The following is a 25,940-nucleotide window of genomic DNA, read 5'->3' as shown; positions in this document are numbered from 1 at the left end:
TTTCCGAAAGCAAGGAGCAGCAGATGGCCACTGTGAAAGTCGATACCTCCAATTTTCAGCAGGAAGTCCTGAACTCGGCCGAGCCGGTCGTCGTCGATTTCTGGGCGGAATGGTGCGGTCCGTGCAAGATGATCGCGCCGAGCCTTGAGGAAATCGCCACCGAGCTCGCTGGCAAGGTCAAGGTTGCCAAGCTCAACATCGACGAAAACCCCGAGCTTGCCGCTCAATACGGCGTACGCTCGATCCCGACGCTCGCCATGTTCAAGGCCGGCGAAGTGGCGGACATCAAGGTCGGCGCCGCTCCGAAGACCGCGTTGACCTCCTGGATTTCGACTGCCGTAGCCTGAGCGGCCAAGTCCCAAGACATAGAACTCGAAAAGCCCGGCACGCCGGGCTTTTTTCTTGCCGTGCGCAATTCCGGACGAAAAACCGTTACACACTTTTCCTGCAATTGCTCTATCGCGGCGGCGTGCCGTTTTCGGCGAGCACGTCGCCGACGAGATAAAGCGATCCGCCGATCAGGATGCGCGGTGGAACCGGATCCTCGTCGACAAGCTCGGCAATGATCCCGAGCGCTTCCGCAACGGACGAGGTCGCGGTGGTCTCGAAACCGACAAAGCCGGCATCCTCGGCCAGGGCCACCGGGTCCAGTCCGGAATCGGACCCATGGATCGGCACAGTGAAGACCTGCTCCGCAAGGTCGAGAAAGGCTCTGAAATAGCCGACCGGATCCTTGGTGTTGATCATGCCGATGATCAGGAACAGGGGCCGCGGCTCTCGCTCCTCGAAACTCGCCATCGCCTCGGCGATGACCTGGCCGGCGCCCGGATTGTGTCCGCCGTCGACCCAGATCTCGGCACCCGGCGGACCGTGATGCGAAAGCTTGCCGCCGGCGAGGCGCTGCAGACGCCCGGGCCATTCGACGCCAGCGAGCCCCTTCTCGATCGCTGCCTCCGGAACATCGAAACCGGCCGCCCTGACGGCGCGAATCGCCGCGGCGGCGTTGGCGTATTGGTGCCGACCGGGCAGGCGCGGCAGCGGCAGGTCCGCCAATCCGCGCTCATCCTGGAAGACGAGCCGGCCAAACTCCTCATGCGCCATGAAATCCTGACCGTAGACGGACATCGGGCAACCGAGGCGCTCGGCCGTGGCGACGAGCACATCGCGCACACCGTCTTCCTCCTGATGGCCGATCACCACCGGGCAGCCTCGCTTCATGATCCCGGCCTTTTCGGCGGCGATCAGTTCCACCCGATCACCGAGATAGGACTGGTGATCGAGCGAAATCGGCATGATGACGGAAACCGCCGGCCGGGCGATCACGTTCGTCGCGTCAAACCGGCCGCCAAGGCCGACTTCGATGATCGCGACGTCAGCAGGATGCTCGGCAAAGACCAGGAAGGTGACCGCGGTCAGGATTTCGAAGACCGTGATCTGTTGTCCGGCATTGGCTTCCGCCACGCGCCGCACCGCATCGGCAAGCTCGCGATCGCCGACAAGCGAACCCTTGCCGCCCTTGACGCCCAGCCGATAGCGCTCGTGCCAGTTCACGAGATGCGGCGACGTGTGGACGTGGACGCTGAGACCCGCAGCCTCGAGGATCGCCCGGGAAAAGGCAGTGACGGATCCTTTTCCGTTGGTGCCCGCGACATGGATGACGGGCGGCAACCGGTCCTGCGGGTTGCCGAGTGCCGCCAAAAGCCGCGTGATCCTGTCGAGCGACAGATCGAACCCCTTGGGGTGCAGGGCGAGAAGCTTCTCGATCTCCTGCGCCGCTTCGCTGACCTGCGTCGCCGTCATGTCAATCGCCTCGAAAAATCGTCCGCCGGGACTCACCACCGAAAGAGTATGAAGCAGATCACGCCTGGATGCCGCACCGAGTCTACCGAAACCGAGGGGGCGTGAGGTCTAAGCCCGCGCCGCGACCGGCAAGGCCGACACTTGCGATCCACCCTCGCGCTTGGCAGCTTCGACCGGTTTCTTCGTCAGGATCTTCAGCACACGTGCCAGGGTCGCCGGGAGGTCATGCCGCTTGACCACCATGTCGACCATGCCGTGCTCCAGCAGGTATTCGGACGTCTGGAAGCCTTCCGGCAACTTTTCGCGCAAGGTCTGTTCGATCACCCGTTTTCCGGCGAAGCCGATTTCCGCGCCGGGTTCTGCGATGTGGATGTCGCCGAGCATCGCATAGGAAGCGGTCACGCCACCGGTCGTCGGATTGGTCAATACGACGATATAGGGAAGCCCGGCTTCCTTGAGCATATTCACCGCCACGGTGGTGCGCGGAAGCTGCATCAGTGAAAGGATGCCTTCCTGCATGCGGGCGCCCCCGGAGGCGGGAAAGATCACCAGCGGGCATTTTTCCGCAATAGCCCTCTCGAAAGCCTTAACGATCGCTTCGCCGGCAGCCATACCGAGCGAGCCGCCGATGAAGTTGAACTCGTGAACGACGGCAACGAGCTTGACCCCCTGAACGAGGCCAAGACCGGCGACGATCGTGTCCTCAAGCTCGGTCTTCGCACGGCTGTCGCGCAGGCGATCGGTGTACTTCTTCGAATCGCGGAACTTGAGCGGGTCCTGCGCCACCTTCGGCTGTGGCAGCGTCTCGTAAATCCCACCATCGAAAAGATCCTTCAACCGAGCCTTCGCCGGCATCTTCATATGGTAGCCGGACTGCGGAATGACCCACTTGTTCTCTTCGAGATCGCGATGAAACACCATCTCGCCGGTTTCAGGGCACTTGATCCAGAGATTTTCCGGAACTTCCCTGCGGCCCAGCATCGAATTGATCTTCGGCCGAACGTAGTTTGTGATCCAGTTCACTTATAAACTCCTGAAGAATTCCTTCGGGTTGTGCGCGTTAATCTGGGCGATTATTCGGCTGCAGCGAGCCTTGCCGCCCGCACACCAGCCGAGAGGCCCTTGACCAGCGCTTCGACACCCGGCACCGTCGCATCGGTCGCACGTCCCTCTTCCGTGAGGCTGGAGGCGATCTGATTGACGATCGCGGTGCCGACGACGACACCATCGGCCGATGCGCCGATCGCCCGTGCGTGTTCGGCGGTCTTGACGCCGAAACCGACGCAGACGGGCAGCTCAGTGTGCGACTTGATCCGCTGAACGGCGCCCGCAATCAGCGACGGATCCGGCAGAGCCGAACCGGTGATGCCGGTCATCGAGACGTAATATACGAAACCCGACGTGTTTTCGAGCACCTTTGGCAAGCGGCGGTCATCGGTCGTCGGCGTCGCCAGGCGGATGAAGTTGATATCCCTCTTAAGCGCCGGGATGCAGAGCTCGTCGTCCATCTCCGGAGGCAGGTCGACGACGATCAGGCCATCGATCCCCGCTTCCAGCGCATCCGTCAGGAAACGATCGACGCCATAGACGTAGATAGGATTGTAGTAACCCATCAGCACGATGGGCGTGTGCTGGTCCTCTCCGCGGAAGCGGCGCGCAAGCTCGAGCGTCTTCGCAAGCGTCTGGCCGCCCTTCAGCGAGCGTTGCCCCGCGAGCTGGATCGCCGGCCCATCCGCCATCGGGTCGGAAAAAGGCATGCCAAGCTCGATCACGTCGGCGCCTGCCGTGGGCAGCGTCTTCATGATCGCCAACGACGTATCGAAATCCGGGTCTCCCCCCATGAAATAGGTGACGAGGACCGGGCGACCCGCCGCCGCTACGTCGGCGAACCTCTTCTCCATACGTGCGGTCATGATCGTTATTGCCCCATACCCAGAATTTTGCCGACCGTGAAAATGTCCTTGTCGCCGCGACCGGAGAGATTCATCAGGATGATCTCGTCCTTGCTCATCTTCGGCGCCCGCTTGATGACCTCGGCCAACGCGTGCGACGGTTCGAGCGCCGGAATGATGCCTTCGAGCCGCGTCAGCGTCTGGAAGGCTTCGAGCGCCTCATGGTCCATGATCGGGACATATTCGACGCGGCCGACATCGTTCAGCCAGGCGTGCTCCGGCCCGATGCCCGGATAGTCGAGACCGGCGGAGATGGAATGCCCTTCCTTGATCTGGCCGTCGCCGTCCTGAAGCAGATAGGTGCGGTTGCCGTGCAAGACGCCCGGCGAACCGGCCGTGATCGAGGCGCAATGCTCGTCGCCCTCAAGGCCCTTGCCGCCGGCCTCTACACCGACGATCTTGACGCCTTCGTCATCGAGGAACGGATGGAAGATGCCGATCGCATTGGAGCCGCCACCGACCGCCGCGATAACGAGATCGGGAAGCCGGCCCTCCGCCGCGAGAATCTGCTCCTTGGCTTCCTGGCCGATGACCGACTGGAAGTCGCGGACCATTTCCGGATACGGATGCGGTCCGGCGGCGGTGCCGATCAGGTAATAGGTGCTGTCAACATTCGTCACCCAGTCGCGCAGCGCCTCGTTCATCGCATCCTTGAGGGTACCGTGGCCGGCAGTCACCGGCCTCACTTCGGCACCGAGGAGCTTCATGCGGAAGACGTTCGGCGCCTGCCGTTCGACATCGGTCGCGCCCATGTAGACGACGCAGGGCAGGCCGAAGCGGGCCGCAACGGTCGCGGAGGCGACGCCATGCTGGCCCGCTCCGGTTTCGGCAATGATGCGCGTCTTGCCCATGCGCTTGGCGAGCAGGATCTGGCCGATGCAGTTGTTGATCTTGTGCGAGCCCGTATGGTTCAGCTCCTCGCGCTTGAAATAGATCTTTGCGCCGCCGAGTTCGGCCGTCAGGCGCTCGGCGAAATAGAGCGGGCTCGGGCGACCGATGTAATGCGCTCCAAGCTTTTCCAGGTCGGCCTTGAAGGCCGGATCAGACTTTGCCTTGTTCCACTCGTCCTGAAGGTCGAGGATCAGCGGCATCAGCGTCTCGGCAACGAAACGGCCGCCAAAGATACCGAAGCGGCCTTCCTCGTCGGGTCCGGCTCTGAAGGAGTTCAGTTTAGGCGCCTCGTTCACGTCTCGCTCCCTGCTCGTGGCGCTCGTCGTCCGCCCGACGAACGGCATCGAAAAATGCTTCCATGAGCTCCAAATCCTTGACGCCCGGCGCGCTCTCGACGCCGGAGGATGTGTCGATGGCCCGCGCGCCAGTCAGCGCAAGGGCTTCGCCGATGTTGTTCGCATTCAATCCACCGGAAAGCATGTAATCGACGCCGGCGTCAAGCGCGTCGAGCAGCCGCCAGTCGAACGAAACGCCGTTGCCGCCCGGCAAGTCCGAACCCGCCGGCGGCTTGGCGTCGAAGAGGAAACGATCGGCAATGCCGACATAAGGTCCGATCCGGTCGAGGTCGGACGCTTCGCGGATCGACAAGGCTTTCATGACAGGCAGACCGTAGACCGCCTTCACCGTCAGCACGCGCTCCGGGCTCTCCGAACCGTGAAGCTGCAGGATATCCGGGTTGAGGGCGGAAACGATCTCATCGAGGTCGTCATTGCCGGCATCGACCGTGACTGCAACGATCTTCGCCCGCCCGCGGATACGCGCCGCCAGACGGCCGGCGTCGTCCGGTTCGATATTGCGCGGGCTTTTCGGAAAGAAGATAAAGCCGGTGTGCGATGCGCCAAGCGCCACGGCACGCTCCACAGCCTCCGCAGTCTTCAGCCCGCAAATCTTCACGTCGGTTTTCATGGGAAGCGACCTTGCATGAAATGTCGCCCGAGTCGAGCCAAAACGTTGCGTCGCCTGCTGCATGTTTCCTCAAACCGTAGCCGATCTAAGGGATAAAAACATGCGGCATTCAAAGTACTGCAGCGTCCTTTGCGCCTGATAAGACGCGCGGCGCCGCAAACGCGGCCGGCGCAACGTTGCGGGACGGCCAGCTTCTCACATGCATTGTACCACAACGGAGAAGGGAACCATGCGTCTGCTGATCGGCTCTCGTTCTGCCCTAAGATCAAGGGCGGCGCTCGGGGCCCGGGATCGCGCCTGACGCCTTGAACCAGCGGGCGGAAAATTGTAACGCGGCACCAGGACCGCTCTAACCGAAATCGATCGCGTGCAGCATGGTGCCGTTGCGCTTCAGCCAGTGCTTGGCATCGCGGGTGTCGGGACACAGCTTTTCGCAAAGCGCCCAGAAGTCCGGTCCGTGGTTCATCTCCTCAAGATGCGCAACCTCGTGCGCCGCGAGATAGGCGATGACCTTTGGCGGCGCCATGGCGATGCGCCAGGAAAAGCTCAAATCGCCGTCGACGGAGCAGGAGCCCCACCGGCTGCGGGTATCCTTCAAACTCAGGGATCGCGCCCGGCACCCAATCCTGCCGGTGTAGACGGCGACGAGACGCTCAAGATCATTGCGCGCTTCCTTCTTCAGAAAATCGGCGATGCGCCGGCGCAAATGCTCCTCTCCGCCGCTCACCCGCAAGATACTCTCTTCCCCGAGCATCACGGCCTCGGTCAGGCCGCGGATCCGGCCCGTTCTTTCGATGCGGTGAGCAACACCGCGGATCAGGATGGAGCCCCCTTCCTCGATTTCGCTTTCACCGGAAAACCGCGCGAGCTTGGTCAAGAGCCAGCCCTGATGACGGTTCAGGAAGGATTGAACTTCGCGCTCCGGTAGGCCTTCGGGGACGGTCAGCTTCAGTGCCCGACCGCCCGGTTCGATACGAAGCGTCATGCGCGTGGCACGGGCATTCTGGCGGATGGTCAGCGGCAGGAGCTTGCCGGCGACCTCGATGTCGCGCGTGATGTCGGCAGGGGTTCCATTGTGGCGGCGCCGCTTGAGAGAGGAAAACATGGCGCCTTTCTATCCGATTCGCGGATCATTCGCAGCACGGGCTTGGATATCCGGCGTTTCACATGAAACGCCGGATAGCGGCTTTCGGGTCAGTTCGTCTCGCCGGAAGACGGCGAAGGGCCGCCGTTCCTGCGTTCGCGCATGAAGCGGTCGAACTCCTCCTGGTCCTTGGCGCGGCGAAGTTCACGCACATAGGCGTCGAATTCCTCGCGCATTTCGTCCAGTTTGCGACGCTCTTCGTCGAGGCGGGCAAGCTCCGCTTCGCGCCAGTCGTCAAAAGCGACGTTGCCGGTGCGATGATGCGCCCAGTGCTGACGGTGGTTACGCCGGAAGCCGGCGCACATGCGATCCACGCTGCCGTTGGCGTCCTTCTTGAACGCCCTCAGCTTTTCGCCGAAGAGGATATAAGCGAGCATTGCCAGGCCAAGCGGCCAGAACACAACGAAGCCGAGCACCATCAATGCAATGGTCGCGGGCGTCCAGTCCGGACGGATCAATGCAGATTGGTTCATCTTCACGATTCCTCGCAATCAGCGGGCCGCGACAATCGCGACCCGATGAAAACGATGTGGGAAAGGCCCGCCGTGTCTGCAAGACTTCCGGTGTCGGAATCGGACAAGATCTTGACTCTGCACAGTCAAAAACGACCGCCTTCGGCGAAAGCGGAACGTCTCCCGTCAGGCCGACTTTCCGCCCTTGATGAGCTGCTTGACCGGCGCCGCGCGACGCGAATGTTCGCGCTGGAAGGCGACGATGCGCGGCGCGATTTCGCGGCGGAAGCGCGATCCGTTGAAGACGCCGTAATGGCCGACATCCGGTTGCATGTAGTGCTGACGCATATTTTCCGGGATGTTGGTGCAGATCGTCTGCGCGGCCTTCGTCTGACCGACGCCGGAAATGTCGTCGTTTTCGCCCTCGACGGTCAGGAGCGCAACCTTGCGGATTGCCGATGGGTCGACGCGCCGCCCGCGGTGCATCATCTCGCCCTTCGGCAAGGCATGTTGCATGAACACGACCTGGACGGTCTGGAGGTAGAATTCCGCCGTCAGATCCATGACCGCCAGATATTCGTCATAGAAGTCGCGATGCTTGTCGGCGGCGTCACCATCGTTCTTGACGAGGTGCGCGAAGAATTCCTTGTGGGCGATCAAGTGCCGATCAAGGTTCATCGACATGAAGCCCGAGAGCTGCAGGAAGCCCGGATAGACCATGCGCATGAAGCCCGGCTGCGGCCACGGCACGGGCATGATGACATTGTCGCGGAACCATTCGATCGGCCGCTCTTTCGCCAGCTGATTGACGGCCGTCGGATTGATGCGGGTGTCGATCGGTCCGCCCATCAGCGTCATCGATGCAGGTGCGAGCGGATCTTCCGCCGCTTCCATCAGCGAGGCCGCGGCCAGAACCGGCACAGCCGGCTGACAGACGCCGATCACATGGGTATCGGGCCCGAGGAAGTGCAGCATCTGGATGACATAGTCGATATAGTCGTCGAGATCGAACGTGCCCTCGGCCAGCGGCACCATCCGGGCGTCGATCCAATCGGTGATGTAAATATCGGCATGCGGCAGCAGCGCTTCGACGGTGCCGCGCAGCAGCGTAGCGTAATGGCCGGACATCGGCGCGACCATCAACACCTTATGATCCGACGCTCTCCCCTTCGGAAGAGTGCGCTCGAAGTGGATGAGATTGCAGAACGGCGCACGCCAGACGATCTTCTCGTGCACCGGCACCGGTTGCCCGTCGACGATCGTTTCGGGAAGGCCGAATTCCGGCTTGCCGTAACGCCGTGTGGCGCGCTCGAATACCTCCAATCCCGCAGCCGTGGCACGACCGAAATAGGTGTGCGAAACCGGATTCATGGGATTGTTGAAGGCGAGGCGCAGGGCATCCGCGGCCGTTCGCCACGGCGCCATCATGGCGTGGTTCAATTCGTAGAGCTGGTAGAACATGGGACGCGTACCCCTTGTTTCAATCAATGACAACGCCGCTCCCAGTCGGACGCAAGCTTGCGATTGTTTGTCTTGGTGTCCGCAATCGCTGGCAGACTACCACGTTTCTTGTGCGGTGCAACAAATATGCCCTTTCCGCCCCGGTACAAGATCTTTCAGTAAAATGTTACTGGATTCTGAACGCTGCGCCGGTTCCCTTGCGCGAGGCTGTTCTCCCCGGGAAAAGCCGGCAAGACAATTCCTTAGCCGGAAATTCCGTAAAAGCGGGCCGCCGTGCGCGAAAAGACATCCTCCCGCTCTGAGGATCTGAGGTGCGCCGTCAACTCCTGCGCTGCAACGAACCACGCGCCATAGTCGGCGTCGAGCAGCACCACCGGCCAGTCGCTGCCGAACATCACGCGATCCGCTCCAAAGACATCGAGGAGATGCGCGGCGTAGGGTTTGAGCCTCTCGACCGACCAGCCGCCGCCAGCCTCGGTCACCAGCCCCGAGAGTTTGACGTGGACGTTGGGGCGACGGGCGAGCGCCGCCATGTCCGACTGCCACGGCTCCATCTTTTCGGCGGCGATAAAGGGTTTGGCGCCATGGTCGACGACGATCGCAAGCTCGGGCACCTCATCGGCAAGGGCAGCAACGACCGGCAAATGCCGCGGCTGAATCAGGGCGTCGAACCGCAGGTCCAACTGCGGCAATGCCTGCAGTGTGACGATCGCCCGCGGCTGCAGGATCCAGGCGGTCTCGACAATGCCTTGCAGCATCGGTCGGATGCCCTTGAATTTCCGGTGGGCCTTGAGGCGAGTGATCTCTGAAACGGCATCGGCGGCCAGGATATTGACCCAACCGACCACGGCGGCCACCGTCTCCTCCCGCTCAGCGATGGCAAGCAGGAACTCGGTTTCCCTCACGTTCGGTGCGGCCTGGACAAGAACGGTTCGCGTAATTCCTGCCGCCGCGAGGCTAGGCTTGAGATCGTCCGGCCCGAAATCGCGATAGATCGGCGCCAGATCCGGCCCTGGCCAGTTGTTATGGCCAAGGCCGAGCGCCCAATAATGCTGGTGAGCATCGATCAAGGTCATGCGGCACCCACTTTGATCACGGCCTTGACGAGACCGGCCTTTTCGTGCGCCCAGCGCGGCAGATCGTTCACCGCCTGAGCGAGCGTCGTGCGATGGGTGATCAGCACGTCGACCGGGACCAGGCCGTCACGGATCGACGCGACGACATGATCGAAATCCGCCCGTGTCGCGTTGCGGCTGGCGATGAGCGTCATCTCGCGCTTGTGGAATTCCGGATCGGAGAAGCGGATATCTTCCTTGACCACACTCACGAAGACCAGCGTTCCACCATGGGCGACGTACGCGAACGACCGCTCCATCGACGTTCCATTGCCGGTGGCATCGAAGACGACATCAAAGCCATCGCCATCCGTGGCCTGCGCGACCGCACGTTCCGTGTCGCCATCGGCAACGATGCGGCGCGAGAAGCCGAGCTTGTCGATGGCAAAGGCCAGTCGTTCCGCACTCGTGTCGAGAAGGGTCACGTCGTGCCCGGCAATGCGCGAGAAGATCGCCGTCCCGAGGCCGATAGGGCCGGCGCCGATGACCAGCGAACGGGCGCCGGGCGCTGCCTTCGACCGGCGCACGGCATGGGCTCCGATCGCCAGGAACTCGACCGCAGCGGCGGCTTCGGGTGACAGATCCTGAGCCGGGTAGAGATTTCCTGCCGACATAATGATCTCCTCGCAGAAGGCACCATCGGTGTGCACGCCGAGGACACGGATTGCCGTGCAGCAATTCGGCTTTCCGCTTCTGCAGGCCACACAGTCTCCGCAGGAGAGATAGGGATTGACGACCACCAGCGTCCCCGGTGCGAGCGACGTTTCAGGCCCCGCTTCGATCACGTTCGCCGAGATTTCGTGCCCCATCACGCGGGGATATTGCAGGAAGGGATGCTTGCCTTCGAAAATATGATAATCGGTACCGCAGATCCCGACATGGCTGACGGCGAGGCGCACCCAGCCGGCGGCAGGCGCCTCAGGCCGGCTGCGTTCGACGATCTCGAGGCGGCCCGGCTCCGGGCAGAGGACGGCCTTCATACCATCACTCCCGGTCATCGCTCGCCCCGCCGCCGGAGCTGGTCGAAGTAGACGATGACGATGATGAGCAGCCCGGTGATGATGCGCTGCCAGAAGGAATTGACGTTCAAGAGATTGGCGCCGTTGTTGATCGTCGCCAGAATGAAGGCGCCGAGCAGCGGACCGTGGACCGAACCGACGGCGCCGAAAAGGCTCGTGCCGCCGATCACCGACGAGGCGATCGCCTGCAGTTCCCAGCCCTCTGCCTGGGTGGCGTTGCCGATGCCGATGCGCGAGGCAAGCAGCAGGCCGACAAAGGCGGCGCAGGTCGATGACAGAATATAGGCGAGATAGATCGTGCGGTTGACGTTGACGCCGGAAAGGCGCGCCGCCTCGCTGTTCGAGCCGACAGCAAAGAGATAGCGGCCGAAGCGGCTGAGGTGCAGGAAGACATAGGCCGGCACGGCGACGACGATCACCATCCAGAACAGGCTCGGTACGCCGAGAAAATCGGCCCGGGAGAAAGTGGTGAAGGCCTCGTTGGTGATCGATATCGTCGAGCCGTTGGTGATCAGCAGGCCGATGCCGCGCAGCGAGGTCAGCGTTGCCAGCGTGATGATGAAGGGCGGCAGGCCCATGCGGACGATGCCGAAGGCGTGGAACGCGCCGATCAGGACGCCGATCGCCAGGGTGGCGACGAGGGCCAGCCACAGGGGAACGCCGGCGGCGAGCAGCCATGCGACGATGACGCTCGTGAAGCCGACCACGGCCCCGACCGAGAGATCGATGCCGGCGGTGATGATCACGAAGGTCTGGCCGACGGCGAGAATCGCCGTCATGGCGCCCTGGCGCAGGAGGTTGCTGATGTTGTTCGGCGTCCAGAAGCTGTTGGTCGCAAAACCAAGGAGCAGCCAGAGGAAGAGCAGCAGTCCGACCAGCGTCAGGCCGAACAGGATGCTGATCCCTTTCCTCGGCGTCGGCCCTGTGCTGCTTTCAACCGTTTCCACACTCATGTCATTCCTCCCTGCAGTCCGCTATGCCTTGTTTCTTGCCATCACGCGCCGATCGCCTGCGCCAGCACCTCTTCATGGCTTGCCGTGTGGTAGCCGTGGCTCCCGACAAGCCGCCCCTGCCGGAAGACATGCAGCCGGTCCGACAGTTCGTAGACCTCCGGCAGGTAGGACGAGATCAGGATAATGCCCGCCCCCTTCTCAAGCAGCCGCGCGAAGAGCCGATAGATTTCCGCCTTGGTGCCGACATCGACGCCGACGGTCGGTTCGTCGAAGATGAACAGCTTCGCCCCGTGGCTCAGCCACTTTCCGATAACGATCTTCTGCTGGTTGCCGCCGGACATGGCCGATGCCAGCACCCGGCGCGACGGCGTCTTGATCTTCAGATCACGGATCTGGCGGTCGGCGTTCGCCGCCTCCTCGGCACGGTTGATCGTCAGTCCGCGCGTCAGCTTGCGGAAAACCGGCAAGTTGATGTTGAGGCCGATCGGCAGGTTGAGGCAGAGCCCCTGATCGCGGCGGCTCTCCGGCGCAAGCGCGATCCCGAGTTCCATCGCCTTTCGCTCGCTGTCGATCTCGACCTTCCTGCCCTGCCAGAAGACCTCGCCGGCGCTCAGCCGATGGCGGCCATAAAGGCCGAGTGCAAATTCGCTGCGGCCGGCACCGATCAGGCCATAGAGGCCGACGATTTCGCCGGCCCTGACCGTCAGCGACACGTCGGCAAAGCCCGGGCCGGAGAGCCCGCGCGTTTCGAGGAGCGTCTCGCCCGCGGGAAAATGTTCCTTGTGATAAATCTGTTCGATCGTGCGATTGATCATCAGCGCGATCAGCTCGGCCTCGTTGGTCTCGCCGATCGCCCGCGTACCGACATGGGTGCCGTCGCGGAGAACCGAGACCCGGTCGGCGAGCTCGAATACCTCCTCCAGGCGGTGGCTGATATAGACGATCGTGACACCTTCGCTCTGCAGCCGGCGTATGAGGCGGAACAGTTGCTCGGATTCCTGGCGCGTGAGATAGGCAGTCGGCTCGTCGAAGATCAGGAACTGGGTACCGCGCATCGCCGCCCGCGCCGTAGCGACAAGCTGCTGCTGGCCGATCGTCAGACTGCCGAGCACCGCGCCTGCGGGCAGCTTGAAACCGAGATCGTCGAGCACGCCTTGGGCCGCATCGGTCATGGCGCGCTTACGCATCAGGCCGCGTCTGTTCATCTCGTCCCCGAGGAACATGTTGGCCGCGACGCTCAAGTGCGGGCAGAGCACGACTTCCTGATGAACGGCGTTGATGCCGCGCGAAATCGCCTCGTTGGGGTTCGCGAGCTGGACCGGCTCGCCGCACCAGAGGATCTCGCCCGAGGTTCGGGTTATCACCCCCGTCAGCAGTTTGATCAGCGTCGACTTGCCGGCGCCGTTTTCACCGACGATTGCGTGCACCTCGCCCGAAAGGAATGTCATGGTCGCCGGCTTCAGCGCTTCGACCGCACCGTAGTTCTTCCGCAGACTGTGCAATTCGAGGATCGGCTCACCTTTCGGAACGGGGTGGCCGGCGGGCGTTCTCAGCTCGTGTCGATGGCCGACCTCTTGAAGTCCAATCATGAATGCCTCCTCCTCGACAGCGCCTTCGCGTCAAAGCCGACGCGCCGCTGCAACGCCTATCCGCACATAACCCCGAAAATCGCTTCCCGGGGTTATGCGCCAACCCGGATGGCGACGGCGCCCCCTCGTACCTGCCGTCGCCTGCAGCGCCGCGCGTCCGATCAGACGCGCAAACGGCGCTGCAGCACCTTGAGCTGCGGCATGTTTTTATCCTCAATCGGCTAGGATCTAAGGATACATGCGGCAGCGTCATGCCTCCGGGTCTAGTTTACCTTCGGGTTCAAAAGCGCATCGATTTTCGGATCGGCCATATTGGCCTTGGTCACGAGGTTCGCGCCGGTATCGACGTTGGCTTCGACCTTCTCGCCCTTCGAAACCGCCAGTGCCGTCTTCACGCCATCATAGCCCATGCGATAGGGGTCCTGCACGACGAGACCCGCCAGCACGCCTTCCTTGAGGAAGCCGACGGTCTTTTCGTCGCTGTCGAAGCCGATCACCTTGATCTTGTCGCCGAGTTTGTTTTCGGCGATCGCCTGGCCGACGCCCTGCGCCATGATCAGGTTGGAGGCGAAGACGCCGACGAGGTTCGGGTTGGCGGTGATCAGGTCGGTCATCATGTTGAGGCCGGTCGTAGCCTGGCCATCGGCATATTTGTCGGCGACAACCTTGAAGCCCGGATACTTGGCCTTGACCTGATCGAGGAAGCCGTCGCGGCGCTGGTCGAGCGAGCCGACACCGGGCAGGCTGGTGATGATCGCGATTTCGCCTTCCTCCTTGCCGGTCACCTCCTTGACTGCGGCGGCGAGCCCGTCAGCGGCGATACGACCGCCCTGGACGTTGTCGGTCGTCAGGAACGAGGTGAAAGCTTTCGAATCAGCGGCCGAATCGATGCCGATGATCGGAACCGACTTTGCTGCCTCGTCGATCGGCTTGCCGAGCGCCTTGAACTCGGTCGGCGAGATGACGACGGCAGCCGGAGAGCCGGCGACGGCGTTTTCAAGGATGCTGATCTGGCCGTTGATGTCCGATTCGGACTGGGCGCCAAGTTCCGGCACACTCACGCCGAGGTCCTTGCCGGCGGCGCGCGCACCCGCAAGAACGATCTGCCAATAGAAGGAAGTTGTATCCTTCACGATGATCGGGATCGTGACGTCCTGAGCGAATGACGCGACCGGCGCCATTGTTGCAAGAAAGGCGGCACCGGCAAGTGCGGTAAAGGCACGGCGGGATAGAATGTGCTTTGTGATGCTCATCGGGTTTCTCCTCTCAACTACACCTGTTCCGTTATCGAATGCGATCCGCAAGGTGCACACGGATCGATCTTTTATCTATAAAAAACAGATTGGCACGCTAGCGCAGTGAATTTCAAATGGCAAGCCGTTCTGCCGGTTCGATTTCATTGCGTTCCTCCCAGACGCAACAACATGTTTTCATAGGCATTTCGGTATCCGGACGGGCCAGCGAAGTGCCGGTGTCCCCGGTTTCTTTTTTGGCCGCCGCGCCGGCATCAAGCGAGCGCGGCGTTACGTGTCAGGCCCGTACCGCCTCGAGCCCGAGTTCGGGCGCGACGAGCGTGTAAGGCTCGAAGGCAGCGAAGTCTGCCGTAGCGATCCTTCGTCGGGTGAGTTCCATATTGCGTTCGAGGCTTGAGGGCTTCGCGGTACCGAGCAGAACCGAGGCGACTTGGCGGTTGGCAAGCGGAAACTGGAGCGCGGGTGCCGCAAGCGGCATGCCGCGTTCGCGTGCGATTTTTTCCATCGCCGCAACCCGCGCCCGCACATCTTCGCTCGCCGGGCTGTAGTCGAAATGCGCGCCGTCCACCGGACCGGTGGCGAGGATGCCGGAATTGAAAACGCCGCCGACGACGAGCGACGTCCCTCTTTTTTCGCATAGGGGAAGCAGTTCGGCGACCGCCGAGCGGTCGAGCAGCGTGTAGCGCCCGGCCAGGAGGATGCAGTCGATATCGGCCCGCCGCATGACCTCAAGGCAGACGGGCACTTCGTTGACGCCTAGCCCATAGGCAGAGATGACGCCGCTCGATTTCAGCTCTTCCAAGGCCTTCAGGCCGGAATCCATCAGTTGCCGCAAGAGCACGGCATTCTTTGCGGCGCCGTGGGTGTAGACGCCGATGTCATGGACATAAAGGATGTCGATGCGATTGAGACCGAGGCGCGCATAGCTGAATTCGACGGACCGCATGATCGCGTCATAACTGTAGTCGAAGGTGACGTCGAAATTCAGCGGTTTGACATAGGAATAGTCGGGAACCGCGCCCTCCGGCACCGGATGAAGCAGGCGGCCGACTTTTGTGGAGAGCACGAAGCTGTCGCGCGGCTTGTCCCGCAGGAAATCGCCGACGCGCCGCTCGGCCAAGCCCAGCCCGTAATAGGGCGCTACGTCGAAATAGCGGATGCCGGCGGCCCAGGCGGCGTCCAGCGTCGCCATTGCGGCTTCGCGCGTGCATTCGCGATAGAGGCCGCCGAGCCCGGCCGCGCCGAAGCTGTATTCGGTCACGGAGAGATCCGTTCGGCCGATTTTTCTTGTCTGCATTCCCTGTCTCCTCCCTCCAAGGATGCGCATTTCTCACATCGTCAGAGTGTCGCCCCCAGATGCCAGGGAACGAATTCATTGTCGCCGTAGCCGAACAGTTCGCTCTTGGTCTTGCGGCCGGAAGCGGTATCGATGATCAGTTCGAAGATTTCACGGCCAAGCCCGGCGATGGTCGCCTCTCCCGAAGCGATCACACCGCAATCGATGTCCATGTCTTCCTCCATGGCGCGATAAAGCGGCGTGTTGCTGGTGAGCTTGATCGATGGCGCGGGGCGACAGCCGAAACAGCTGCCGCGTCCAGTGGTAAAGGCAATGACGTTGGCACCGCCGGCGACCTGACCGGTTGCCGAAACCGGATCGTAGCCAGGCGTATCCATGAACACGAGCCCGTGCTCAGTTACGCGCTCGGCGTAGTTGTAGACAGCCGTCAACGGCGACCGCCCGCCCTTCGCGACTGCACCGAGCGATTTTTCCAGGATCGTGGTGAGGCCGCCGCGCTTGTTGCCCGGCGAAGGATTGTTGTCGAGCGATGCGCCGTGTAACGCAACGTAGTTTTCCCACCAGGCGATCAGGCTGTCGAGCTTCACCCCCACGTCTTCATTGACCGCGCGGCTGCGCAAGAGATGTTCGGCGCCGTATATTTCCGAGGTTTCCGAGAGGATCGCGGTGCCGCCGGCACCGGCGAGAATATCGACCGCTGCGCCGAGTGCGGGGTTCGCCGTGACGCCCGAAAGACCGTCGGAGCCGCCGCATTGCAGGCCGACAATGATCTCGCTGACCGGGATCGGCACACGCCGCGCCGTTGCGACTTCCTGGGCGATTTCATCGAGTACGCCGAGCGCGCGCTCGACAGAACGGCGGGATCCGCCCGCCTCCTGGATGTTGAAATGACGCTTCTCCGCGCCGGAGCCGCTCTGGCCGTAGAGCGTCAGCTGGTTGACTTCGCAACCAAGCCCGACCATCAGCACGCCGCCGAAATTGACGTGGCGGGCATAGCCGGCAAGTGTGCGGTGCAGGTTCTTCATGCCGTCGCCGGTGGACGACATGCCGCAGCCCTGATCGTGCACGATCGGCACGAAGCCATCGATGCCTTCATATCGCGGCAGGATGCGCCGGTTGGCCTCGTCGGCGATGGCGCGACAGACCGTGGTGGAACAGTTCACGCTGGCGATGATGCCGATATAGTTGCGCGTGGCGGCCCGTCCGTCCGCCCTTCGGTAACCAAGGAAGGTCCGAGCCTTGTCGGCTGCACTTGCGGATTCGGGCGGCACTGCGGCGCCGATCGCGAGACGGTCCTGGTCAAAGGCGAGATTGTGCGAATGCACGTGGTCGCCGGCGCCGATGTCGCTGGTCGCGCGGCCGATCGCCTGGGCGTACTTGATCACCGGCTCGCCGCTTCCGATCGCCCGTACCGCAACCTTGTGGCCGGGCTCGATCCGCGCCTTGGCCCTGGCGCCGCCCGGAAGCGGCTGTCCCGCCTCGATCGGAAAGGTGGCTACGGCGACATTGTCCTCCGGCGAAAGAAGGATTGAAGACGGGGCGGACAAAAGCGGCACTCCTGGATTTCGTTCATGTGCATTGCTCGCACAGTCAATTTGTCTTTTATCCACAATAGACAGAAATACGTCAACAGGTATTATGATTGAAAACTGACGTGGTCGGCCGAAGCGGGTGTGCGGAGACTGGAGTCATCAGATGTCGAAATGTCTCCGCGACGGCCAAGACAAATACGCCCTACCGCGCTACAGCATGATTGCTTCGGACGGTTTCGGATGAAGGACAATACAGCAATTCAAAGTGCCACAGCGACCTTTCCGCGTCGGGCCAGACGCGCCGCGCGATAGAGCAGCAACACGTTTCGGGCCGATGCCCGCAGCAACAGGGAACCAGCCGGACCTTCCATGGCGAAGCAGAACACCGTTTTCAAGGACGCCTTCAATCGCTGCCTGAAGCTCTTGGCGGAGACCTCCACGCTGCCGTCCGAGCCCGAACTCGGACAGGTGCTCGGGGTGAGCCGCACCACCGTCCGTGCCATTCTCGCCCGCTGCGAGGAACTCAAGCTGATCATCTGGGACAAGCGCCGGAAGATCGTGCTGCGCCGTCCCGAACCAGCGGACTATTTTCCGACGGAAGAGACCAATTCGCTTGCGGAAATCATCGAGCGCAGTTTCATGCGCCGGATTCTCGCCGGCGGCGCCGAGCCCGGCATGCAGATCAACGAACTCGAACTGGCACGCGAGATCGGCACCGGCACGACGAGCGTGCGCGAGTTCCTGATCCGCTTCAGCCGCTTCGGCCTGATCGAGAAGCGACCGAACAGCCACTGGGTGCTCAAGGGTTTTACCCGCGAGTTCGCTCTCGAACTGACGGAAGTGCGGGAAATGTTCGAGCTAAGGTCCGCGGCGAGCTTCGTCGCCCTGCCGGAGGACCACCCGGCCTGGGAGGAGCTGAAAAAGATCGAGGCCGTGCACCGCGAGATCCTGGCGGACATCGACAACCGCTACAAGGAATTCTCCGAGCTCGACGAGCGCTTCCACCTGCTGGTGCACAAATCGTCCAGCAACCGCTTCATCATCGATTTCTACGACATCATCGCGATCGTCTTCCACTATCACTATCAGTGGAACAAGGCCAACTCACGTGAACGCAATGCGCGCGCGCTCGAAGAGCATCTCGCCTATATCGCTGCGCTCCAGTCGCGCGACCCCAAGCAAGTGGACCAGGCTTGCCGGCGGCATTTGAAATCGGCGCGGGAGACGTTGCTGCAATCCATTCCGTAGCCGACTAAAGGCTTACAGAACTCGGCGGCTGCTCAGTAGCCGGATGGTGGCCTCGACGTTTGTTGCTCGCCTGTAAATTCCTGCCGCAAGCGCTGCGTCGCACTGACGAGCAGCGTGACATCGGTGCCGATGGCCATGAAATCGGCGCCGAGATCGCGATAATCACGCGCCTGGGCGAGATCGAGGGTCATGATGCCGCGCGCCTTGCCGGCGCTCTTGATGCGCGCAAAGGCATCGACGATGGCGGCACGGACGTCCGGATGGCCCGGGTTGCCGAGGTGGCCCATGTCCGCGGCAAGGTCGGCCGGGCCGATAAAGAGACCATCGACGCCATCGAGCGCAGCGATCTCGTCGATCGCGTCCAATCCCTTGCGACTCTCGATCTGCAGGATGAGGCAGATCTCCTCGTTCGCCGTCTTGAGATAGTCGCCGATCCGCCCGAAATTCGTGGCGCGGCCAAGCGCGGCGCCGACGCCGCGAATGCCGTGCGGCGGATAACGAACCGCGCGGACCAGTTGCTGCGCCTGCTCGACGCTATCGACCATCGGGATGAGCAGCGTCTGAACGCCGGTGTCGAGCGCCTGCTTGATAAGCGCCGTATCGCCGACGGGGAGACGAACGATCGGATGGCTACCGCGCCCGGAAATCGCGCGGAACTGCGCCGAAAGAAGCGGCAGATCGTTCGGCGCGTGTTCTCCGTCAATCAGCAGCCAATCGTAACCGCTGTCGGCCACGACTTCAGCGGCATAGGGGCTCGCCAGCGCCACCCACAGGCCGAGCTGAAAGCGGTTTTCGCGGATCGCTGCTTTAAAGGGATTTTTGGGCGCTGGCATCGATCGCTCTCCTCTCGCGCAATTGAAAATTGGACTGGAGCCCCTCACCCTAACCCTCTCGGGGAGAGGGGACTTGGGCGGCGCGGCATATCCCTTCTCCCCGCAAAGCGTGGAGAAGGTGCCAACAGGCGGATGAGGGGCAAGCGGCAGTTTCTCCGTAGTCCTGTAATCATTCGGAATCGAGCACAACACTAACGTCTTGCCCGCAAAAGAAAACCGGCCAGAGTTTCGGCCGGTTTGCTCCGGGGCTGGAATACTGTCACCTCAGGCGATGCCGCCGAGGCAGACGTACTTGATCTCCATGAATTCCTCGATGCCGTATTTCGAGCCTTCGCGGCCGAGGCCGGAGAGCTTGACGCCGCCAAACGGCGCTTCGGCCGTGGAGATGAGCCCGGTGTTGACGCCGACCATGCCATATTCGAGTGCTTCCGCGACCCGGAAGACCCGGGCGAGATCCTTGGCGTAGAAATAGGAGGCGAGACCGAATTCGGTGTCGTTCGCCTGGTGGATGACGTCCGCCTCGTCCTTGAAGCGGAAGAGCGGCGCGACCGGCCCAAAGGTCTCTTCGCGCGCGACCGCCATCGCCTGCGTGACATCGGCAAGCACGGTCGCCTCGAAGAATGTGCCGCCGAGAGCGTGGCGTCGGCCGCCCTGGACGACTCGGGCGCCCTTGGCAAGCGCATCGGCCACATGTTCCTCGACCTTGGCAAGCGCCGGCTGGTCGATCAGCGGACCGAGAATGACGCCTTCCTCCATGCCGTTCCCGGTCTTTAACTTGGCGACCGCGGCGGCAAGCTTCTCGGAGAAGGCCTCGTAGACGCCGTCCTGAACATAGATGCGGTTGGCGCAGACGCAGGTCTGGCCGTTGTTGCGGAACTTTGCGATCAATGCGCCCTCGACGGCCGCATCGAGATCGGCATCGTCAAAAACGATGAAGGGCGCATTGCCGCCGAGTTCCAGGCCGAGCTTCTTGATCGTGCCGGCGCTCTGGCGATAGAGCTCGGCGCCGACTTCCGTTGAGCCGGTGAAAGTCAGCTTGCGCACAGTCGGGTTCGAGGTCATCTCGGCGCCAATCTCCCGTGCCGAGCCGGTGATGACCGAAAAGAGGCCCTTCGGCATGCCGGCGCGCACTGCGAGCACCGCGATGGCAATCGCGGAAAACGGCGTTTGCCCGGCCGGCTTCAGCACCATGGCGCAACCGGCGGCAAAGGCGGGGCCGGCCTTGCGGGTGATCATCGCGTTCGGGAAATTCCATGGCGTGATCGCGGCGACGACGCCGATCGGCTGCTTCATCACCAGGATGCGCTTGTCCTTCTGATGGCCGGGCACGAGGTCGCCATAGACGCGGCGCCCCTCTTCGGCGAACCACTCGATGAAGCCTGCACCATAGACAATTTCGCCGGTTGCCTCCGCGAGCGGCTTGCCCTGTTCCATCGTCAGGATCCGGCCGAGATCGTCCTTGTTCTCTATCATCAGCTCGAACCAGCGGCGCAGAACGCCCGCGCGCTCCTTGGCGGTCTTCGCCGCCCATTCCTTCTGCACCCGCGCCGCGGTCTCGATCGCGGCGCGCGTCTCGGCTGCACCGAGTTTTGGGACGCGGCCGATGATCTCGCCGGTTGCCGGGTTGTTCACCTCGATCGCGTTTTTCGGGTCGGCTTCGATCCAGTTTTCGCCCACGAGAGCGGCCTGGCGAAACAGCGACGGATCTTTCAAGTTCATGGCGCGTCCTTCCTCGGAAAAAAATCTACAGAACTTATACAACTTTTTTCGCCAACTCGACAATGGTCCTGAACGCCGTTTCTGCATCCTCCTCGGCCATGCTGAATTGCCCCGCCTGGAAACGAATGGCGATGCGTCCGTCGACTCGTGTCTGCGTCAGGTAGATGCGGCCGTCGTCGTTGATCGCCTTCACCAGGGCGAGGTTATGGGCGTCGGCATCGGAGCCGCCGGCATGTCGAAACGAAAAGAGAGACAGAACCGGTTCAGTAACGATTTCGAAGCCCGGTTCGTTCCGCAAACGCTCGGCGAGCGCCTCCGCCCAGCGCACATGGTTGCGGATCATCTCTCTCAGTCCGGAAAGACCGTGGAAGCGCAGCAGGAACCACAGCTTAAGCGCCCGAAAGCGCCGGCCGAGCGGAACGGACCATTCGGAATAATTGATGATCCCGTCCTGCCCGTGCGTCTTCAGAAATTCAGGATGGATTGCCAGCGTGCGGACGAGATCATCGGGGTTGCTGAGGAAATGGGCGGAGCAGTCGAATTGCGCACCGAGCCATTTGTGCGGATTGAAGACGACCGAATCGGCGCCCTCGACACCCCGCCAGAGCTCCCGGAATTCCTCGCAGATCATCGCGGCACCCGCCCAGGCGGCGTCGACGTGGACGTAAAGCCCCTGTTCTTTGGCGACGCGGACGACTCCGGCAATGTCATCGCAGGCGCCGACGCTGGTGCCGCCCGTGCAGGCGATGATACCTGCGGGAATATAACCCGCCTTGCGATCCGCCTCGATTGCCGCAGCAAGGGCGGCGCAGTCCATTCCTCGACGTTCACCGATGGTCGGTATACGCACGAGATTCTGTTCGCCTATGCCACTCACCCAGATGGCGCGGTCGATCGAGGTGTGGACCTGATCGGAGGAATAGATGCGGATACGCGGGTTGGCGGCGAGCCCTGCGCGATTGCCATTCCAGGCGAGAGCCTTTTCGCGCATCACCAGCACTGCAGCGAGCGTGGCGGAGGACGCGGAATCCTGGATGACGCCGGAAAAGCCTGCCGGAAGGCCGATCGCCTGTCGCAGCCAGTCGAGCATCTTCGTCTCGAGCTCGGTCGCCGCCGGCGAGGTCTGCCAGAGCATGCATTGCGCCGCGACCGCGGTGACCAGATATTCGGCGACGACGGAGACGGGTGCGGCATTGGCCGGGAAATAGGCGAAGAAACGCGGGTGCTGCCAATGGGTCATGCCCGGCACGATGATCGTCTCGAAATCCTCGAAGATCCGCTCCATGGCCTCGCCGGTTTCCGGAGGAGATTGTGCGATCTGGCCGGCTATCTCACCGGCAGCGGTCTGCGCCCGGACGGGACGGTCACGAAGCGATTGCCGGTAGTCCGCTCCCCAATCCGCGGCCTTGGACGACCAATGCCTGAACGTTGCCTCATCCATCGTTCCCTCCCATGTGCAGTTCCATCGATGCTGGAACTTTTGTAGCGTGACGCCGAATCCGCCCCAAAAGGATTCGCGCGCAATAAGGATGTTCGTTCGTGACAGAAATCAACCATAGAAGAGCCGACCACCCGATCCACTCGATCTTCCTGGAGCGCTGGTCGCCGCGCGCCTTTACCGGCGAGGAAATCAGCGAAGAGGATCTGCTTGCCCTTTTTGAGGCGGCGCGCTGGGCGCCTTCGGCGAGCAACAACCAGCCCTGGCGCTTCGTCTATGCTCGCCGCGGCACCGAACACTTTGCGTCGTTGCTGGACATTCTCGACGAAAGCAACCAGCGCTGGGCGAAAAACGCCTCGGCGATCGTCATCATTCTTTCGAAGACCCACAGGCTCACGTCAAACGGCGAGATGCGACCGGCCTACACCCATGCCTTCGACACCGGTGCCGCGTGGTTCGCGCTCGCGCTGCAGACGCGACTTGCCGGCCTATACGCGCATGCAATGGCGGGAGTCGACCGGGACAAGGCGATGCGCGTGCTCAGAGTGCCGGAACATTACCGGGTCGAGGCCGCCGTCGCGATCGGCAGACTTGCCGATCCGTCGACGCTTCCGGACGATCTGCGCGAGCGGGAAAAGCCGAGCCAGCGCAAGCCGCTTGCCGATTTCGTTTTCGAAGGCCGGTTCAGGGCCGACTGATCACACAAAAGAAAACCGGCGCCTTGCGGCGCCGGCGATTTTTCGACCGCCAGACAGCGGATCAGATATCGAGATTGGCGACACTCAGCGCGTTCTCCTGGATGAAATCGCGCCGCGGCTCCACCTCGTCACCCATCAGGCGCGAGAACAGGCCGTCGGCGTCGGTCGCATCGGAAACCTTCACCTGCAGGAGCGAACGCACGTTCGGATCGAGCGTCGTTTCCCAGAGCTGCTCGGCATTCATCTCGCCCAGCCCCTTGTACCGCTGCATCGAGAGGCCCTTGCGGCCGGCCGCGAAGATGGCGTCGAGCAGAGCACGCGGTCCGCTGATGTCCTGGGTGCCGTCACGGCGGCGCAGCACCGGCGGCTCGGCATAGACTTCCCTGAGTTTGGCCGTAAGCTGATCGATATGGCGGGCATCGGAGGAGCCGATAAGCGCCATATCGAGCACCGCGACTTCCTTGACGCCACGCACCATGCGCTCGAGCTTCAGACCGCCTTCCGCGGTGACCGCTCCGACCCAGCCGCGCTCGGTCTCCTCGGCGATGACGTCGAGCCGGCGTGCCACTTCCGCCGCCACCTTCTCGTATTCGTCGCGGCGGCCATTCAGTTCGACGTTCAGTGCACCGGCAATGGCGGCCTGCTCGACGATCGCCCGGTTGTAGCGGGAATGCAGCCCGTCCATCAGCGAGCGCAGGCGCAGCGCGTCGTTGATCACCTCGCGCAGGTCCTGCCCGGCTCTCACCTCGCCCGACGCGAGCGCGAGCGACGCTTCCTCGAGACCCATGCTGATCAGGTAATCCTCGAGCGCCTTCTCGTCCTTCAAGTACTGCGTGGACTTGCCGCGCGTCACCTTGTAGAGCGGCGGCTGGGCGATATAGAGGTGCCCGCGCTCGATCAGTTCCGGCATCTGCCGGAAGAAGAAGGTGAGCAGCAGCGTGCGGATATGGGCGCCGTCGACGTCGGCATCCGTCATGATGATGATCTTGTGGTAGCGCAGCTTGTCGGCGTTGAACTCGTCCTTGCCGATCGAGGTGCCGAGCGCCGTGATCAGCGTGCCGATTTCCTGGCTCGACAGCATCTTGTCGAAGCGCGCGCGCTCGACGTTGAGGATCTTGCCGCGCAGCGGCAGGATCGCCTGGCTTTCCCGTGAACGGCCCTGCTTGGCCGAACCGCCTGCCGAATCGCCCTCGACCAGGAACAGTTCCGACTTGGCCGGATCACGTTCGGAACAGTCGGCGAGCTTGCCGGGCAGCGACGAAATGTCGAGCGCGCCCTTGCGGCGGGTGAGTTCGCGCGCCTTGCGCGCCGCTTCGCGGGCGGCCGCCGCTTCGACGACCTTGCCGACGAGGACTTTGGCTTCGCTCGGATGCTCCTCGAACCAGGAATTCAACGCCTCGTTGACCAGGCTCTCGACCACGGGCCGGACTTCGGACGAAACGAGCTTGTCCTTGGTCTGAGACGAGAACTTCGGATCGGGCACCTTGACGGACAGCACGGCTGTCAGTCCCTCACGGCAATCCTCGCCCTGAAGCGTGACCTTTTCCTTCTTGGTTATCCCGGACGACTCCGCATAGGAGGTCACCTGGCGCGTCAGCGCGCCGCGGAAGCCGGCCATGTGGGTGCCGCCGTCACGCTGCCCAATGTTGTTGGTGAAGCAAAGCACGTTTTCGTGGTAGCTGTCGTTCCACCACATCGCCACTTCAACCGTGATGCCATCCTTCTCACCGCGGATCGAGACCGGGCTGTGCACAAGGGGCTTCTTGGCGCGATCGAGATAGGCGACAAACGCCTCCAGCCCGCCTTCATACATCATCTCGTCGCGGCGGATGTCCGAATGGCGCTTGTCGGTCAGAACGATCCGGACGCCGGAATTCAGGAAGGCAAGTTCGCGCAGGCGGTGCTCGAGCGTCGTGTATTCGAATTCGACGTTCGAGAAGGTCTGCTCGCTCGGCAGGAAGGTGACCTCCGTCCCGGTGTCGGTGCCGGCATCGCCCGTTGCCTGAAGCGGGCCGTCGGCTACCCCGTGGGTGAAGCTCATCTCGTGGACCTTCCCGCCGCGGCGGATCTTGAGCTTCAAGGACGTGGAGAGCGCATTGACGACCGAAACGCCGACCCCGTGCAGGCCGCCCGAGACCTTGTAGGAATTCTGGTCGAATTTTCCGCCGGCGTGAAGCTGAGTCATGATGACCTCGGCGGCGGACACGCCTTCCTCCTTGTGAATATCGGTCGGGATGCCGCGGCCGTTGTCGGTGACCGTTACCGAACCATCCGGATTGAGGGTCACAGTGACAATATCCGCATGACCGGCCAACGCTTCGTCGATCGCGTTGTCGACCACCTCATAGACCATGTGGTGCAGACCGGAGCCATCGTCGGTGTCGCCGATATACATGCCCGGCCGCTTGCGGACGGCATCGAGCCCTTTCAGCACCTTGATGGAATCGGCACCATATTCGGCGATGGCGCCGGCTTCGGTCTCAGGAAAATCGGTCATTCGGCTTCAGGTCTTTCCAGGTTGCGGACGTCGTGATTCGGTGCGAATCACAGCGCGGAGGCCTTGCGGACTATAGGAAATTT

22 protein-coding genes are annotated in these 25,940 nt (G+C 62.5%); 3 read left to right on the top strand and 19 right to left on the bottom strand.

What is annotated here, in order from left to right:
* Window positions 1–23 precede the first annotated feature (23 nt).
* Window positions 24–347, top strand: coding sequence for a thioredoxin (gene trxA, locus RB548_RS18620; protein WP_136505223.1), 324 nt, complete (start codon window positions 24–26; stop codon window positions 345–347).
* Window positions 348–456: 109 nt separating this feature from the next.
* Here trxA and RB548_RS18615 read toward each other — a convergent pair whose 3' ends face one another.
* The 15 genes from RB548_RS18615 to RB548_RS18545 all read right to left on the bottom strand — a co-directional run bounded on the left by RB548_RS18615 (window position 457) and on the right by RB548_RS18545 (window position 17,439).
* Entirely contained in the window at window positions 457–1,800 is a 1,344-nt protein-coding gene (locus RB548_RS18615) for a bifunctional folylpolyglutamate synthase/dihydrofolate synthase (protein WP_331372694.1), read from the bottom strand.
* A 108-nt stretch (window positions 1,801–1,908) separates the two neighbouring features.
* Window positions 1,909–2,823, bottom strand: coding sequence for an acetyl-CoA carboxylase, carboxyltransferase subunit beta (gene accD, locus RB548_RS18610; RefSeq protein ID WP_331372693.1), 915 nt, complete (start codon window positions 2,821–2,823; stop codon window positions 1,909–1,911).
* A 50-nt stretch (window positions 2,824–2,873) separates the two neighbouring features.
* Entirely contained in the window at window positions 2,874–3,713 is an 840-nt protein-coding gene (gene trpA / locus RB548_RS18605; RefSeq protein ID WP_331372692.1) for a tryptophan synthase subunit alpha, read from the bottom strand.
* 5 nt (window positions 3,714–3,718) lie between these two features.
* Window positions 3,719–4,939 (bottom strand): tryptophan synthase subunit beta, encoded by a 1,221-nt coding sequence (trpB, locus tag RB548_RS18600; RefSeq protein ID WP_331372691.1) that lies wholly within the window; start codon window positions 4,937–4,939, stop codon window positions 3,719–3,721.
* Window positions 4,923–5,609, bottom strand: a complete 687-nt coding sequence (locus RB548_RS18595) for a phosphoribosylanthranilate isomerase (RefSeq protein ID WP_331372690.1) — start codon at window positions 5,607–5,609, stop codon at window positions 4,923–4,925. Before RB548_RS18595 ends, trpB begins: the two co-directional genes overlap by 17 nt.
* Window positions 5,610–5,958: 349 nt before the next feature.
* Window positions 5,959–6,714: a M48 family metallopeptidase gene (locus RB548_RS18590; RefSeq protein ID WP_331372689.1), complete on the bottom strand. Its 756-nt coding sequence runs from the start codon at window positions 6,712–6,714 to the stop codon at window positions 5,959–5,961.
* An 89-nt stretch (window positions 6,715–6,803) separates the two neighbouring features.
* Window positions 6,804–7,226: a DUF2852 domain-containing protein gene (locus RB548_RS18585; protein ID WP_331372688.1), complete on the bottom strand. Its 423-nt coding sequence runs from the start codon at window positions 7,224–7,226 to the stop codon at window positions 6,804–6,806.
* 165 nt (window positions 7,227–7,391) lie between these two features.
* Entirely contained in the window at window positions 7,392–8,666 is a 1,275-nt protein-coding gene (gene phaZ / locus RB548_RS18580) for a polyhydroxyalkanoate depolymerase (RefSeq protein ID WP_331372687.1), read from the bottom strand.
* A gap of 242 nt (window positions 8,667–8,908) precedes the next feature.
* Entirely contained in the window at window positions 8,909–9,742 is an 834-nt protein-coding gene (locus RB548_RS18575) for an amidohydrolase family protein (RefSeq protein ID WP_331372686.1), read from the bottom strand.
* Window positions 9,739–10,761, bottom strand: a complete 1,023-nt coding sequence (locus RB548_RS18570) for a zinc-binding alcohol dehydrogenase family protein (protein WP_331372685.1) — start codon at window positions 10,759–10,761, stop codon at window positions 9,739–9,741. Before RB548_RS18570 ends, RB548_RS18575 begins: the two co-directional genes overlap by 4 nt.
* 14 nt (window positions 10,762–10,775) lie before the next feature.
* On the bottom strand, window positions 10,776–11,753 hold the full coding sequence (locus tag RB548_RS18565; protein WP_331372684.1) for an ABC transporter permease: 978 nt from the start codon (window positions 11,751–11,753) through the stop codon (window positions 10,776–10,778).
* 41 nt (window positions 11,754–11,794) lie between these two features.
* Window positions 11,795–13,342, bottom strand: a complete 1,548-nt coding sequence (locus RB548_RS18560) for a sugar ABC transporter ATP-binding protein (RefSeq protein ID WP_331372683.1) — start codon at window positions 13,340–13,342, stop codon at window positions 11,795–11,797.
* Between the two features lie 263 nt (window positions 13,343–13,605).
* Window positions 13,606–14,595, bottom strand: a complete 990-nt coding sequence (locus RB548_RS18555; RefSeq protein WP_331372682.1) for an ABC transporter substrate-binding protein — start codon at window positions 14,593–14,595, stop codon at window positions 13,606–13,608.
* A 277-nt stretch (window positions 14,596–14,872) separates the two neighbouring features.
* On the bottom strand, window positions 14,873–15,892 hold the full coding sequence (locus tag RB548_RS18550; protein WP_331372681.1) for an aldo/keto reductase: 1,020 nt from the start codon (window positions 15,890–15,892) through the stop codon (window positions 14,873–14,875).
* A 41-nt stretch (window positions 15,893–15,933) separates the two neighbouring features.
* Complete coding sequence (locus RB548_RS18545) at window positions 15,934–17,439, bottom strand: UxaA family hydrolase (protein ID WP_331372680.1); 1,506 nt, start codon at window positions 17,437–17,439, stop codon at window positions 15,934–15,936.
* A 354-nt stretch (window positions 17,440–17,793) separates the two neighbouring features.
* On the opposite strand from RB548_RS18545, the gene RB548_RS18540 reads away from it, so the two are divergent.
* Entirely contained in the window at window positions 17,794–18,672 is an 879-nt protein-coding gene (locus tag RB548_RS18540; protein ID WP_331372679.1) for a GntR family transcriptional regulator, read from the top strand.
* A 32-nt stretch (window positions 18,673–18,704) separates the two neighbouring features.
* Here RB548_RS18540 and hpaI read toward each other — a convergent pair whose 3' ends face one another.
* The 3 genes from hpaI to RB548_RS18525 form a co-directional block, all read right to left on the bottom strand.
* On the bottom strand, window positions 18,705–19,505 hold the full coding sequence (gene hpaI / locus RB548_RS18535; RefSeq protein WP_331372678.1) for a 4-hydroxy-2-oxoheptanedioate aldolase: 801 nt from the start codon (window positions 19,503–19,505) through the stop codon (window positions 18,705–18,707).
* A 264-nt stretch (window positions 19,506–19,769) separates the two neighbouring features.
* The gene (gene gabD / locus RB548_RS18530) at window positions 19,770–21,224 is read right to left on the bottom strand and encodes an NADP-dependent succinate-semialdehyde dehydrogenase (protein WP_331372677.1); all 1,455 of its coding nucleotides are present in this window, start codon (window positions 21,222–21,224) and stop codon (window positions 19,770–19,772) included.
* Window positions 21,225–21,258: 34 nt separating this feature from the next.
* The gene (locus tag RB548_RS18525; protein ID WP_331372676.1) at window positions 21,259–22,665 is read right to left on the bottom strand and encodes a pyridoxal phosphate-dependent decarboxylase family protein; all 1,407 of its coding nucleotides are present in this window, start codon (window positions 22,663–22,665) and stop codon (window positions 21,259–21,261) included.
* 98 nt (window positions 22,666–22,763) lie between these two features.
* Here RB548_RS18525 and RB548_RS18520 point away from each other — a divergent pair, with 98 nt between their 5' ends.
* Entirely contained in the window at window positions 22,764–23,360 is a 597-nt protein-coding gene (locus tag RB548_RS18520) for a nitroreductase family protein (protein ID WP_331372675.1), read from the top strand.
* Window positions 23,361–23,421: 61 nt separating this feature from the next.
* Here the strand turns inward: RB548_RS18520 and gyrB are convergent, their stop codons facing one another.
* Window positions 23,422–25,857 (bottom strand): DNA topoisomerase (ATP-hydrolyzing) subunit B, encoded by a 2,436-nt coding sequence (gene gyrB, locus RB548_RS18515; protein WP_331372674.1) that lies wholly within the window; start codon window positions 25,855–25,857, stop codon window positions 23,422–23,424.
* Between the last annotated feature and the right edge of the window lie 83 nt (window positions 25,858–25,940).

Origin of the sequence: Sinorhizobium chiapasense (assembly GCF_036488675.1) — a bacterium.
GTDB classification, from domain to species: Bacteria; Pseudomonadota; Alphaproteobacteria; order Rhizobiales; family Rhizobiaceae; genus Sinorhizobium; species Sinorhizobium chiapasense.
Note: the sequence above shows the minus strand (reverse complement) of the source record. Positions and strands in the feature narration are given on the sequence as shown.